At 72.2% G+C, this 13,490-nt stretch carries 8 protein-coding genes; 3 read left to right on the top strand and 5 right to left on the bottom strand.

Going from position 1 to position 13,490, the window contains the following annotated elements:
• Nucleotides 1-103: 103 nt before the first annotated feature.
• The 3 genes from OG611_RS03270 to OG611_RS03280 form a co-directional block, all read right to left on the bottom strand.
• Nucleotides 104-1,777: a serine/threonine-protein kinase gene (locus OG611_RS03270; RefSeq protein ID WP_266415347.1), complete on the bottom strand. Its 1,674-nt coding sequence runs from the start codon at nt 1,775-1,777 to the stop codon at nt 104-106.
• Between the two features lie 130 nt (nt 1,778-1,907).
• The gene (locus OG611_RS03275; RefSeq protein ID WP_266415350.1) at nt 1,908-4,886 is read right to left on the bottom strand and encodes a serine/threonine protein kinase; all 2,979 of its coding nucleotides are present in this window, start codon (nt 4,884-4,886) and stop codon (nt 1,908-1,910) included.
• A gap of 182 nt (nt 4,887-5,068) precedes the next feature.
• Nucleotides 5,069-7,099, bottom strand: coding sequence for a serine/threonine-protein kinase (locus OG611_RS03280; RefSeq protein ID WP_266415352.1), 2,031 nt, complete (start codon nt 7,097-7,099; stop codon nt 5,069-5,071).
• A 120-nt stretch (nt 7,100-7,219) separates the two neighbouring features.
• Between OG611_RS03280 and OG611_RS03285 the strand changes: the two genes are divergently transcribed.
• Nucleotides 7,220-8,308, top strand: a complete 1,089-nt coding sequence (locus tag OG611_RS03285) for a serine hydrolase (RefSeq protein WP_266415354.1) — start codon at nt 7,220-7,222, stop codon at nt 8,306-8,308.
• On the opposite strand, the gene OG611_RS03290 is transcribed toward OG611_RS03285, so the two are convergent.
• Nucleotides 8,305-10,011 carry a glycerol-3-phosphate dehydrogenase/oxidase gene (locus OG611_RS03290; protein ID WP_266415356.1) on the bottom strand — a complete coding sequence of 569 codons (1,707 nt, stop codon included), beginning with the start codon at nt 10,009-10,011 and terminating at the stop codon, nt 8,305-8,307. The genes OG611_RS03285 and OG611_RS03290 overlap by 4 nt on opposite strands.
• 261 nt (nt 10,012-10,272) lie before the next feature.
• On the opposite strand from OG611_RS03290, the gene OG611_RS03295 reads away from it, so the two are divergent.
• Entirely contained in the window at nt 10,273-11,535 is a 1,263-nt protein-coding gene (locus OG611_RS03295) for a nucleotide sugar dehydrogenase (protein ID WP_266415358.1), read from the top strand.
• A 105-nt stretch (nt 11,536-11,640) separates the two neighbouring features.
• Nucleotides 11,641-12,252, top strand: a complete 612-nt coding sequence (locus tag OG611_RS03300) for a hypothetical protein (RefSeq protein WP_266415360.1) — start codon at nt 11,641-11,643, stop codon at nt 12,250-12,252.
• A 78-nt stretch (nt 12,253-12,330) separates the two neighbouring features.
• Here OG611_RS03300 and OG611_RS03305 read toward each other — a convergent pair whose 3' ends face one another.
• Nucleotides 12,331-13,455, bottom strand: a complete 1,125-nt coding sequence (locus OG611_RS03305) for a GuaB3 family IMP dehydrogenase-related protein (protein WP_072486665.1) — start codon at nt 13,453-13,455, stop codon at nt 12,331-12,333.
• Nucleotides 13,456-13,490: the final 35 nt, after the last annotated feature.

Below are 13,490 nucleotides of genomic sequence, written 5' to 3' on the forward strand. Positions count from 1 at the left end.
CGTGAGTAACGGGTTTTCACACTCCCCACAAACAAGCCAGTGATCACTGGCAACAAAGCCCCTGATCAGGAGCCCTGCCATCCACGGCCCGGCCCGGCGGACCTCATCCGGAGCTGTCGGGCGCACGCCATCCGCGCAGCATCGTGTCGAACTGCGCCCGGGTCGTGTCCCAGTCGTCCGCCGGTCCCGTCATGTACAACGCGTACTCCGGACCGCTCTCCTCGCCGAAGTACATCTGGTCGATCGCATGGCGCGGACCCGGATGGTCCTTGGTCTCGGTCCAGATGAACTCCCAGAGCGAACCCGGCCGGTCCCGGTACGTGTTGGAGTGCAGGGTCTTGCGCTGGTAACCGGGAAGCCGTTTGGCGAGCTGCGTCTCCAGGCTCAGCATGTGCATGTACGAGTTCTCGAAGTCGGGTGCCGGGTCGATGCTGATCCGGATGTAGTGCACGCCGTTGTCCGGGGTGTAGTCGATCTGGTTGCCGTCCGCCCGGCGCTCCCAGCCGTCGGGCACGGTCAGGCTGAAGCCCTCGGGGTCGTTCACCCGGTGCCAGCCCTTGGGCACGTCCTTCGCCTTCACCTCGGGCTTGGCCGAGGGCGAGGCGCTGGGCTTCTCGGGGGCGGTGTTCGTGTGCCTGACCGTGTCGTCGCGCCCGGCGGTGCTCTCCGTCCGGTCCCCGTACTTCATCGCGGCGAGTCCCGCGCCACCGCCGACCAGCGCCGCGGCCGCGATGACCAGGACCACGGTGCGCCAGCGGCTGCGTCGGGCCGCCGGGGCGGGTGCCGGGGCGGGTACGGGTGCAGCGGCCGGGGCCGGGGCCGGGGCCGCCGGGTGGGGCAGCTGAGTGGTCCCGGGCCCGGCCGGGCCGTCCGCGCCCAGGGAGCGCAGCACCTCGTCGGGGACGCTCTGCGTCGGCACGAACGCCTGGGCGGCCACGGGCGCGCGGCCCTCCATGGCGTCCAGCAGCATCCGTTCGGTCTCCGCGGCCGACGGACGCTCGTCCGGCTCCTTGCGCAGCAGCGCGGTGATCACGGAGGTCAGCGGGCCCGCCCGGCCGGGCGGCGGGGGCTCCTCGGCGACGACGGCCTGCATGGTGGAGATCGGGGACGTACGGCGGAACGGCGAGCGCCCCTCGACCGCGGTGTAGAGCGTGGCGCCCAGCGACCACAGGTCGGACGCCGGTCCCGGGTCGCCGCCGCGCACCCGCTCGGGCGCCAGGTAGTCGATGGAACCGACCAGTTCACCGGTCCGGGTGATGGTCGAGTCGCCCTCGATGGCGGCAATCCCGAAGTCGGTGAGCAACACCTGGCCGTCCTTGGCGAGGAGCACGTTGCCGGGCTTCACGTCACGGTGCAGGACCCCCGCCCCGTGGGCGGCGCGCAGGGCGCTCAGCACATGGAGGCCGATCCTGGCGGCCTCGCGCGGCTCGACCTCGCCGGACTCCTTGGCGGCGTCGGCGAGGGACGGGCCGTCGACGTACTGCATGACGATCCAGGGCCGGTTGTCGTACTCGATCACGTCATGCACGGTGACCACGCCCGGGTGCGTGATCCGGGCCGCCGCGCGGGCCTCCTTCTGCGTGCGGGCGTGCAGCACGATCCGGTCGGCCTCGGCGACATAGAGACCGGCGGTCAACTCCTTGACCGCGACCGTGCGGTGCAGCACCTCGTCGTGGGCGCGCCAGACCTTGCCCATGCCGCCGCGCCCGAGGACTTCGCCCAGCCGGTACCTTCCGGCCAGCACCAGTCCCGTTTCCGTGCTCTGTGATCGATCCACGTATCCCCGCCCCGTTCCTCGGGTGCCAGATTACGGAGGGGATGCACGCCCACGGAACCTCGCACCACCCACGAGACCGCACTGTGATGCTTGTCGCTCCGTCATCGACCGGGTGTTGTACGGAGAGAGTTCAGGGCGTCACGCGGTAGGAGGAGATGGCTTGTTCGTAGATGTCCGAAACCTTGTCGCGCCGGTTCTCCGGGCCGATGACCTGGATGACGTGGTAGCGGCCGTCCACGACCATCACGAGATTGCGGGCGTAGACCTCGCGTCCCGACGCGTCCTGCCAGGTGAACTGGCCCTCCGCCATGGCCTGTCGTCCGACGTCGATCCGGCGCAGCCCGCTCGACCCCGACCAGCTGGAGTCGCGGAACTGCTGCAACTCCAGTTCCTTGTCGGCCTGGTACGCCAGCGGGTCGTTGCCGCCGGCCTTGACGGTGTCGCGCCCCGGGACGATCAGCAGGCTGAAGCCGTCGCTGCCGTAGCGGATCTGGCGGTCCGCGTTGGCGGGGCTGCGCTGCCAGCCCTTGAGCACGCCGACCTCGAAGCCCTCCGGGTCCTTGCGCAGGGTGTAGCCGGAGGCGAGCGCGACGGCGGAGCGGCTGGTCTGCGGCTGCTGCGCACCGGGTGACCCCGAGGACGTCGAGCCGCCGGACCCGCCGCTGCCGGGCTCCGGCGAACCGGACGTCGACGACGCCGGGCCCGTGGAACGGGTGCCCGGTTCACCGTCCGACTTGGGCATGAACATCACGGCGTACGCGATGGCCGCGACGAGGGCCAGCAGGATCAGCACCAGGAGCAGCCGCCCGAGCCGCCGCGGCGCCCGCCGCTCGCCGTCACGGGGGCGGGGCGGGGTGCGCAGTGCCTTGGGCCCCTTCGGCTCACGCGGCACCCGGGGGGCCTGGGGAGGCCGGGGGGGCTGGGCGACCCGAGGGGCCTGGAAGGCATGGGAAGCCTTGGGGGCTCTTTCCGGCCCGGGTCCGTCCTGCCGGTCGGGCCTGTCCTTGGTGTGGCGGTGGCGGCCGTGGGCCGCGCTCCTGCCACGTCGTCTGCGGACCAGCTCGCCCCTGCGGCGTACGACGGGAAGCCGGGCGCTGTCGGCGGACGGCAGGGGCACGACGTCCAGACCGGCCTCGGGCTCGGGCGCCGAGCGCACCAGTGAGCGCAGCCAGCCGCTCAGCTCCTCGAAGTCCGGCCGCTCGGTGGGGTCCTGGCGCAGCAGGGACTCGACGACGGGACGCAGCGGGCCGCACTCCTCGGCGAAGGCGGGTGGTTCGCCACAGACCATCTGGACGAGCTCGGCGGCGTTCTCCTCGGGGTACGGGGCATGGCCCTGGACCGCGCGGTAGAGCAGGGCGCCGAGCGCCCAGAGGTCGGTGGAGGGGCCGATGGGCGGCGCCAGCCGCCAGTTCTCGTGGACGGGGCCGGCCTGCTCGGGCGCCCAGCGCTCGGTGACCGCGCCGACCACGGCGATCCGGGTCTGCCGAGCGCGCTCGGCGGCGAGCGGGGTGGCCGGACCGCGATAGGCGGAGCCGGTACGGCCGCTCCCGGCGCCCTCGTCCCAGTGGTCCGGCTGCTGCTGTCGGCCGGGCCGGTGCGCGGGCAGTGCCGGAAGGTCGCCGTGGCGCCGGGCGTCGGCGCGCAGGGCGTCCTCGCCCGAACCTCCGGCGGGGACGGGGCGCCCGGATCCGGGGCCGTCGCTCCAGGAGCCGGTGAGGTGCAGTCGCCGTGCGGGTGGCCGACCGTCCTCGTCGTCGTCCTCGTCATGGGGATCCGCTGCGCACGGGTCGTCGGCGTAGGGGTCCTTGGCGTACGGGTCGTCGGCGTAGGGGTCCTTGGCGTACGGGTCGTCGGCGTAGGGGTCCTTGGCATACGGGTCGTCGGTGGCGTGGCTCCGGGGAGCGGCCGGCTGCGGACGGCTGTGGTCCGGGTCGGACGGTTCCGTGCCTTCCGGCCGTGCGGAACGCTGGACCGGCAGGCTGCCGGTGTCCTCCGCCTCGCCCGCCCCGGTGCGGCGCCGGTCCTCGCTGACGCGTGCGGCGGCGCGGGCGCCCGCACGGTAGGCGGCGATGGCTCCGGCACGCGCGGCCCGCAGATGCGCGGCGTCTCCCGTTCCGCCGTGAGTGTCGTCGTCGTGGAAGCGACGATCGTCGGGGTGGCCGTCGTCGCCGTGGCGGTCGTCGGGGCGATCACCGTCGCCGTACGGGTCGTCATCGCCGTACGGATCACCGCCATACGGATCCTCGGCGTACGGATCCTCGGCGTACGGTTCGTCATCGCCGTGAGAGTCGCCGGTCGCCCGGCCCGCCTCGATCGCGGCCGGGCCGCGTGAGGCCGGCACCTCGGCCGGAGGGGCGGGCACGGACGGCATGGGCGGCGGGGGCGGTATGGCAGGCGGGGGCGGCGCGAACACCCCGGCCGGACCCGCGCCGATCGCCGGGCGGCCGAACCCGCCCTCGTTGCCGAACCCGCCCTCGTTGCCGTATCCGCCCTCGGGCCCGTCCTCGTCCTCGTCGAGCTGCGATGCCGGTACGTACCCGCAGAGCGCCTCCTCCGCCGCCCCGGCCGCCAGGCCGGTCAGCACCACGCGGCCGTCGTCACAGATCAGCACCGTGCGGACGGTGATGTTCCGGTGGGTCCAGCCGTGGGCGTGCAGCACCCGCAGCGCGGTCAGCACGTCGGAGCCGATCTCGGCGGCCCGGAAGGGGTTGAGCGGTCGCTCCACGAGCAGGGCGGCGAGCGGGCGGGCCGCGACGAGTTCGCTCACGATCCAGAGCGAACCCGCCTCGGCGAACACGTCGAAGACCTGGTCGAGCCTGGGGTGGTCGGGCACCTGGGCCGCCGCCTGTGCCGCTTCCACGGCGCGCCGGACCGCCGGGTCCGCGGGCGCGCGCACGGCCCGTCCGATGGCCCGTCGGTCCGCCGGGCCGGGATCGTCGGCGTCGAGCACCTCGGCGTCCACCACCTCGGGCAACGGCACCTGCCGGACCAGGACTTCCTGTCCGCTGTAGGTGTCGAACGCCCGGGTCTCGACCACTTCGTACTCATCGGTCGAAGGCAGCGGAAGGCGGTAGCGGTCGGCAAGTACCCGACCCGCGTAGTCGTCCACGACGCCTCCCCAGAGCGCGCTGTCCCCCGGCCACGAAGACCGCGTCCATCCATCAATTGCGGTCACTTACCGTGCAATTGACCTACCGTTCCGGCTGCGTACGGTCTTCAGGCTCTCACGATACGTGGCAAGTGACGGCCGCGCGGCTGGGTCGGCTCATCCCGGCCCTTTTCACCCATGGGTCAGTCGATGGGCTTGAACGTGTCGAACGCGGTCTTGCGCAGCGTCCGGCACTCCGCGCTGTCCCACTCGTCCGCCTTGCAGCTGATCATGATCGCGTAGCCGTGGCCGGCGTCGACCTTGAAGCCCCGGTTGAGCACATGGACCCGCTGGCCGTGCTGGGTGCGCTCGAACTGCCAGTCGGCGACGGTCGGGTAGCCGTTGTACTGGACCTTGTCGATGCCGAGTTGATGGAAGCCGTTGCTGCTGGCCGCGACGGCGGCCTTCGCCGCGTTCCAGGCCGCGGCCGCGTCGCCACCGGGCGAATCGGTGTAGTCGACCTGGATACGGGGGAAGCCACCGCTCACGTTGTAGATGGCACCGGAGTTGCTGCCCGCCTTCTGGTCGAAGCGGAAGTCCTCGGGCATGGCGATCGTGAAGTGGAATTCCTTGTTCGTCACTGTCCGGAACCCGGCGGGCAGCGCGTCCCCCGGCTTGTCGCCCTTGCCGCTGTCCTTGCCCTTGCCCTTGTCCTGGCCCTGGTTGCCGCTCTGGTCCTGGTCCTTGCCCTTGCCCTTGCCCTGGTCCTTGCCGCTGCCACTGCCACTGCCACTGCCGCTGCCGCTGTCGGTGTCCGTGGAACCACCGGTCGCCGTCGAGGGACCGGCCGAGGTCGACTTGTCGCCCTTGCCGTTGCCGTTGCTCGCGTCGTTCTCGTCGTTCCCGCCGAGCGTGAGCGCGAGGACCGTGCCGATCACGGCGAGCACGATCACGGCCGCGATGATCGCCAGGGTGCGGCGCGGGACCACGTCCGTGATGGACGCCCGGGGCGGGGTGGCCGGTGACGTCGCCGGGCGCTGCGGCGGCACGACGGCGGAGGCCGCAGCCCCGCCGGCCGTGGCAGCCGCGGGCCGGGCGGGCTTCGCGGGGGTGTCCGCGCCACCGGCCGCGAGGGCGTCCGACGGAGGCGTCCTGGGCGCGGGCGGCGCAGTGGCCGAGGCCGCGGCGGTGCCCGCCGCGACGGCCGGTGCCGCCTTCGCGTTCCGTACGGAGCGCAGTGCGCCCCGCAGCCGGTCCCGCGTGCCCTCGCCCTGTTCCGCGGGCTTCGGCGTCGCCTTGGCACGGGGCTCGGCCGGAGCCTTGGGCAGCGCCATGACCTGGGTGGCGTCGGCGGGCGGGGGCACCACCGGGTCCGGCTTCTCGGGCGCGTGGATCACGTCGTTGAGCAGGGCACGGGCGCCCGCGTCGTCGAGCCGCTGCTCCGGGTCCCTGGCGAGCAGGCCGTAGATGACCTCCTCCAGCGGACCGGCGTTCTTCGGCGGGTCGAGCGGTTCGGTCATCACCGCGGTCAGGGTGGCGATGGCCGACCCCTTGTCGTACGGCGGTGAGCCCTCGACGCTGGCGTACAGCAGTCCGCCGAGCGACCAGAGGTCGGCGGGCGGTCCCGGCTTGTGGCCGCGGGCGCGCTCGGGCGAGATGTACGAGGGGGCGCCGACGAGCATGCCCGTCGAGGTGACCGACGGGTCGCCCTCGACCTGGGCGATACCGAAGTCGGTCAGCACGACCCGGCCGTCCTCGGCGATCAGCACATTGGACGGCTTCACATCACGGTGCAGGATGCCCTCGCGGTGCGCCGAGCGCAGCACGTCGAGGATGGCGAGGCCGACCTCGGCAGCGCGCTTCGGCGTCAGCACGCCGTCCTCGCGCACCGCTTCGGCGAGGGACTTGCCCTCGATGAGCTCCATCACGATCCACGGCCGGTCGTCCTCGTCGACCACGTCGTAGACCGTCACCGCGCCGTTGTTGCGGATCCTGGCAATCGCCTTCGCCTCACGCAGCGTGCGCGTGATGAGCCGTCGCTTCTCGTCGTCGTCGATGGCCGAAGGGAACCGCAGTTCCTTGACCGCGACCGTGCGGCCCAGCGTCTCGTCGACGGCACGCCAGACCGTGCCCATACCGCCCCGGCCGAGCACCTCCCCGAGCCGGTAGCGCCCCGCGAGGAGACGTCCGTCCTTGTCCCGTTGGGGCTCCCGTGCCTGCTCCGCCTCCGACATGCGTCCCCTCTGCGATCAACCCGCCCTGGCAGAGCGTTCATTGTCCCTCACCCCGGCACCGGTCATGGTGCCGGGTCCGCAGGCCCGTCATGATGTGCCCGGAGGAAGGGAATCCCTGCCATGCCGATACTCAGGGCGTTGTTCGCCGCCCCGTTGGTGCTGGCGCTGTTCGTACTGGGAACAACGACCCCGCCCAGCGAACCACACCTCACCCCCGCAGCCACCTACCTGCCCCGGCTCGTCACCGAGGGCGGTGCTCCCACGGCGGCACTGCTGGCCCGTCGTGCCTCTTCCGCACCGTACGACACCTACCGCTCGACAGGCCCCAATGTCCGACGGGCGGACCGGTTCCGGGCGGGCAGCATCACCAAGACCTTCGTCGCCACGGTCGTGCTCCAACTCGTCCGGGAACGCAGGCTGCGGCTGACGGACACGGTCGAACGGCTGTTGCCGGGGCTGGTGCGCGGCAACGGCAACGCCGGCCGCCGCATCACCCTGCGCGCCCTGCTCAGCCACACCAGCGGCCTCTACGACTACACCGCCGACCCATCGGCCCACCCCCTCTCCGCCACCGCGGCGGTCCGCGTCGCCGTGTCCCATCGTCCAACGGGTGCCCCCAGCCGCTACGCGTACTCCAACACCAATTACGCCGTACTCGGACTCGTCGTTCAACGGGTCACCGGACATCCCTACGCCACCGAGATCCGCAACCGCGTCATCACCCCCCTCCGTCTCACGGGCACCTCGCTCCCGGGCACCCGGACCGCCCTGCCCATCCCGCACGGCCGCGGCTACACCCGCGATCCGGCCGACGGCAGCCTGCGCGACGCCACCGCGCTCGACCCGCGCACGGCGGGCGCGGCCGGCGAGCTGATCTCCACGCTCGACGATCTGAACCGCTTCTACGCGGCCCTGCTGGGCGGCCGTCTCCTCGCGCCCGCCCAGCGGGCGATCCTGCTGAACACCGGGGCCACGCACGGCGTCTACGGCCTGGGCATCTATCCGCAGAAGCTCTCCTGCGGCATCACCGTCTGGGGGCACAACGGCCATATCGCGGGCAGTTACGTCCGGACCGCCGCCACCCGTGACGGCAGGCACACCCTGACGTACCGCATCGACACGGACACCCTGGCCGACGCGGAGCCCCTCGAAACCGCACTGCTGGACGCGGAGTTCTGCGACGGGACGCCCAAGCCCCGGACGCCCTAGATCGGCACGATGTCCGGAGCCCCGAGCCGCGCCGCGTCGGCCGTGAGGTCGTCCGGCTGCCGCTGCGACTCCCGCTCCGCCTGCACCCGCTTCTCGTAGTGCTCGACCTCCCGGCCGATCTGCCCCTCGTCCCAGCCCAGCACCGGCGCCATCAGTTCCGCGCAGAGCCGGGCACTGTTCGTGCCCCGGTCGAAGGTTTCGATGGAGATCCGGGTCCGGCGGGTCAGCACGTCGTCGAGATGGCGGGCCCCCTCGTGCGAGGCCGCGTAGACGATCTCGGCCTTCAGGTAGTCGTCCGCCGCGGGCAGCGGCTCCCCCAGCACCGGATCGCCGAGGATCAGCTCGAGGATCTGCTCGGTCATCGAGCCGTACCGGTTGAGCAGGTGCTCCACCCGGGCGACATGGAGGCCCGTGCGGGCCGCGATCCTCGCGCGGGCGTTCCACAGGGCCGGGTATCCCTCCGCCCCCAGCAGCGGGATCTCCTCGGTGACGCAGGCCGCCACCCGCTGGTCCAGGCCGTGCACCGCCTCGTCCACGGCGTCCTTCGCCATCACCCGGTACGTCGTGTACTTGCCGCCCGCCACGACCACGAGGCCCGGCAGCGGATGCGCCACCGTGTGCTCGCGCGAGAGCTTGCTGGTGGCATCGGACTCGCCGGCCAGCAGCGGCCGCAGCCCGGCGTAGACGCCCTGGACGTCGTCCCGGCTCAGGGGCGTGGCCAGGACCGAGTTGACGTGTTCGAGCAGGTAGTCGATATCGGCGCTGGACGCCGCCGGGTGCGCCTTGTCCAGGTCCCAGTCGGTGTCCGTCGTCCCGATGATCCAGTGCCGTCCCCATGGGATGACGAAGAGGACGGACTTCTCGGTCCGCAGGATCAGGCCGGTCGAGGAGTGGATGCGGTCCTTGGGGACGACCAGGTGAATGCCCTTGGACGCCCGGACGTGGAACTGTCCGCGCTCCCCGATCAGCGCCTGGGTGTCATCCGTCCAGACCCCGGTCGCGTTGACCACCTGCTTGGCTCTGACCTCGTACTCCCCGCCCGCCTCGACGTCCTCCACCCGGGCGCCGACGACCCGCTCGCCCTCCCGGAGGAAGCCGATCACCCGCGCACGGTTGGCCACATGTGCGCCGTACCCGGCGGCGGTGCGCACCAGGGTCGCCACATAGCGGGCGTCGTCCATCTGCGCGTCGTAGTACTGCAAGGCGCCGACCAGGGCGTCCTTCTTCAGTGCCGGGGCGACCCGCAGGGCACGGCGGCGGGAGATATGCCGGTGCACGGGCAGGCCGCGGCCGTGGCCCGACGACACCGACATCGCGTCGTAGAGCGCCACGCCGGAACCGGCGTAGAGCCGCTCCCAGCCCTTGTGCTGCAACGGATAGAGGAACGGCACCGGCTTCACCAGATGCGGGGCCAGCCGCTCCAGGAGCAGCCCGCGCTCCTTCAGCGCCTCCCGGACGAGCGCGAAGTCGAGCATCTCCAGATACCGCAGCCCGCCGTGGATCAGCTTGCTCGACCTGCTCGATGTGCCCGACGCCCAGTCGCGGGCCTCGACCAGGCCGGTCGAGAGTCCTCTCGTCGCCGCGTCCAGCGCCGTACCGGCGCCGACCACGCCCGCCCCCACGACCAGCACGTCCAGTTCGCGCTCGGCCATCGCGGCCAGCGCCTCGGCGCGCTCCGCAGGTCCCAGTGTCGCTGTCCTCACCGCTGCCTCCCGGGTAGATCGGGGTGGTCCGGCACGGGGACGCACCCCGACCCGGCGGTCGGGGCGGCCCGTGCCCACCTCTCGATTCTGTCCGTCGTCCACGACTTCGGCCACCGCCTGTGGACAACACCAGGACGGCAGGAGGCCCACAATGCGACATATAGGTCATATTTACGCCTAGTGTGACATTGCGCTGTCCACAGCGGTTGCGCTTTCTGCCCTCATGGTCCATAGACCGACCGGGAAGGACGGCCCATCCACATGCCCGCAGACCTCGCCGTCATCGGACTCGGCCACCTCGGCCTGCCTCTCGCCCAGGCCGCCGTGGCCGCAGGCGTGCAGACCATCGGCTACGACACCGACCCACGCGCCTGCAGGGAACTCTCCGCAGGCCGCACCCCCGTCGAGGGATCGCTCACCGCCTCGGACGTCCGCCGGATGCTCTCGGGGGGTTTCCGGCCCACCACCAACCCGGCCGAACTGGGCCGGGTCCGTACCGCGGTGATCTGCGCCCCCGCCCCGCTCGGCGCCGACCGCACCCTCGACCTGACCGCCGTCGGCGACGCGGCCCGCGCGCTCGCCGCCCGGCTGCGCCCGCACACCACCGTCCTGCTGGAATCGGCCGTGCCGCCCGGCACCACCGAGAACTACCTGCTGCCGCTGCTCGAAGAGGGCTCGGGGCTGCGCGCCGGCCGCGACTTCCACCTCGCCTGCTCCCCCAGTCGCCTCGACCCCGGCAACCGGAGCCACGTCTACGCCAACACCCCCAAGGTCATCGGCGGCCTCACCCCCGCCTGCACCGAATCCGCCGCCGCCTTCTACGGCCGGCTCACCGACAAGGTCGTCCGGGCCCGCGGGCCGCGCGAGGCCGAGATGACGAAGGTCCTGGAGACCAACTTCCGGTACGTCAACATCGCCCTGGTCAACGAGATGGCGGTGCTCTGCCACGACCTCGGCGTCGACCTGTGGGACGTCATCCGGTGCGCCGAGACCAAGCCCTTCGGCTTCCAGCCGTTCCGTCCGGGCCCCGGCGTCGGCGGCCACGGCGCACCCGTGGACCCGGGCTACCTCCCGTACAACAGCCGCACCCCCGGCCACCCCCTGCGGATGGTCTCGCTCGCGCAGGAGATCAACGGCCGGATGCCGCAGTACGTGATCCAGCGCTGCGCCACCCTGCTGAACGAACACGGCAAGTCCGTCCGCGGCGCCCGGGTGCTGCTGCTCGGGGTCACCTACAAGCCCGACCTCGCCGACCAGGAGGGCTCCCCCGCCCGGGAGATCGCGACCCGGCTGATGGACATGGGCGCCCAGATCGGCTACCACGACCCGCACGTCCTGGACTGGCGGGTGCGCGAACTCCCGGTCCCGCGCGCCGACTCGCTGTACGAGGCGGCGTCGAGCGCCGACCTCACGGTGCTGCTCCAGCACCACCGGACGTACGACCTCCAGGGCCTCGCGGTGAAGGCCCAGCTCCTCCTGGACACCCGGGGCGCGACCCCGGCGGGGGCCGCGCACCGGCTGTGAGAGCCCCTCCCCCGGGATTTCGGTGGGCGATGTCACAGGCTGCTGCTAGCCTGCGGCGTCACTTCTCGCACAGTCGTGCGCTTCCGTCCCAGGGGGGATACCACCATGAGCCAGCCCGTGCCGCCGTCGGACCAGCCGCAGCAGCCGTACAACGCCCAGCCCGGCGGCAATCCGTTCGCGGACCAGCAGCCCGGCGCCGGGACCGGCAACCCGTTCGCGGGCCAGCAGCCCGGCGCCCCGACGGGCAACCCCTTCGCGGGCCAGCAGCCCGGCGCCCCGTTCGGCGGCGCGCCGTTCACCCCGCCGGCCCCGGCACGCAACAACATCGGCCTCGGCCTGGTCGCCGCCGTCGTCGCGGCCGTGGTCGCCGCGGGCCTCTACGGGGCCATCATCGGCGCCACCAAGCACGAGATCGGCTACGCGGCCGTGGGTGTCGGCTTCGTCGTCGGCTTCGCGGCGGGCAAGGTCGGCGGCCGCAACCCCGTGCTGCCGGTCGTCAGCGCCGTGCTCGCGCTGGTCGCCGTCTACTTCGGCCAGCTGCTCGGCGAGGCGATGATCGCGGCCAAGGAGCTCCCGGTCACCGTCTCCGAGCTGTTCTTCGACCACTTCAGCCTGCTGAACGAGGCGTGGAAGGCCGACTCCGACTTCATCTCGTACCTCTTCTTCGCCATCGCGGCGGTCGCCGCGTTCTCCGGCGCCAAGAAGGCCGCCGACTAGTCGCGGACCGCACCCCGCGCACGCGGGAGGGCCCGGACCGCAGCTGCGGTCCGGGCCCTCCTGTCATGTTCGGAACACTCAGCGGCGGTGCTGCGAGTCCGCCACCGTGACCTCGACGCGCTGGAACTCCTTGAGGTCGCTGTACCCCGTCGTCGCCATCGCCCGGCGCAGCGCGCCGAAGATGTTCATCGAGCCGTCGGGGGTGTGCGAAGGACCGGTCAGGACCTCCTCGGTGGTGCCGACCGAGCCCAGGTCCACCAGCTTGCCGCGCGGCACGTCCTCGTGGACGGCCTCCATGCCCCAGTGCCGGCCGCGACCGGGCGCGTCCGTCGCACGGGCCAGCGGGGAGCCCATCATCACGGCGTCCGCGCCGCAGGCGATGGCCTTGGGCAGGTCGCCGGACCAGCCGACGCCGCCGTCCGCGATCACGTGCACGTACCGGCCGCCGGACTCGTCCATGTAGTCGCGGCGGGCACCGGCCACGTCGGCGACCGCGGTCGCCATCGGGACCTGGATGCCGAAGACGTTGCGCGTGGTGTGCGCGGCGCCGCCGCCGAAGCCGACGAGGACACCGGCCGCGCCGGTACGCATCAGGTGCAGGGCGGCGGTGTACGTGGCGCAGCCGCCGACGATCACCGGGACGTCCAGCTCGTAGATGAACTGCTTGAGGTTGAGCGGCTCGGCGGCACCCGAGACGTGCTCGGCGGAGACCGTCGTGCCACGGATGACGAAGATGTCCACGCCCGCGTCGACGACGGCCTTGGAGAACTGCGCGGTGCGCTGCGGGGAGAGCGCGGCGGCGGTGACGACACCGGAGTCGCGCACCTCCTTGATGCGCTGTCCGATCAGCTCCTCCTGGATCGGGGCGGAGTAGATCTCCTGGAGGCGGCGGGTCGCCGACTCGACGGGCATCTCGGCGATCTCGTCGAGCAGCGGCTGCGGGTCGGCGTGCCGGGTCCACAGGCCCTCGAGGTTGAGGACGCCGAGGCCGCCCAGCTCACCGATGCGGATCGCGGTCTGCGGGGAGACCACGGAGTCCATGGGAGCGGCCAGGAACGGCAGCTCGAAACGGTAGGCGTCGATCTGCCAGGCGATCGAGACCTCCTTCGGGTCGCGGGTACGACGGCTCGGAACGACGGCGATGTCGTCGAATGCGTACGCCCGGCGGCCGCGCTTGCCGCGCCCGATCTCGATCTCAGTCACGTGTGTGGCCTTTCCCTCTGCGTTTCAGCGCCTTC

This window comes from Streptomyces sp. NBC_01363, from assembly GCF_026340595.1.
Lineage (GTDB): Bacteria > Actinomycetota > Actinomycetes > Streptomycetales > Streptomycetaceae > Streptomyces.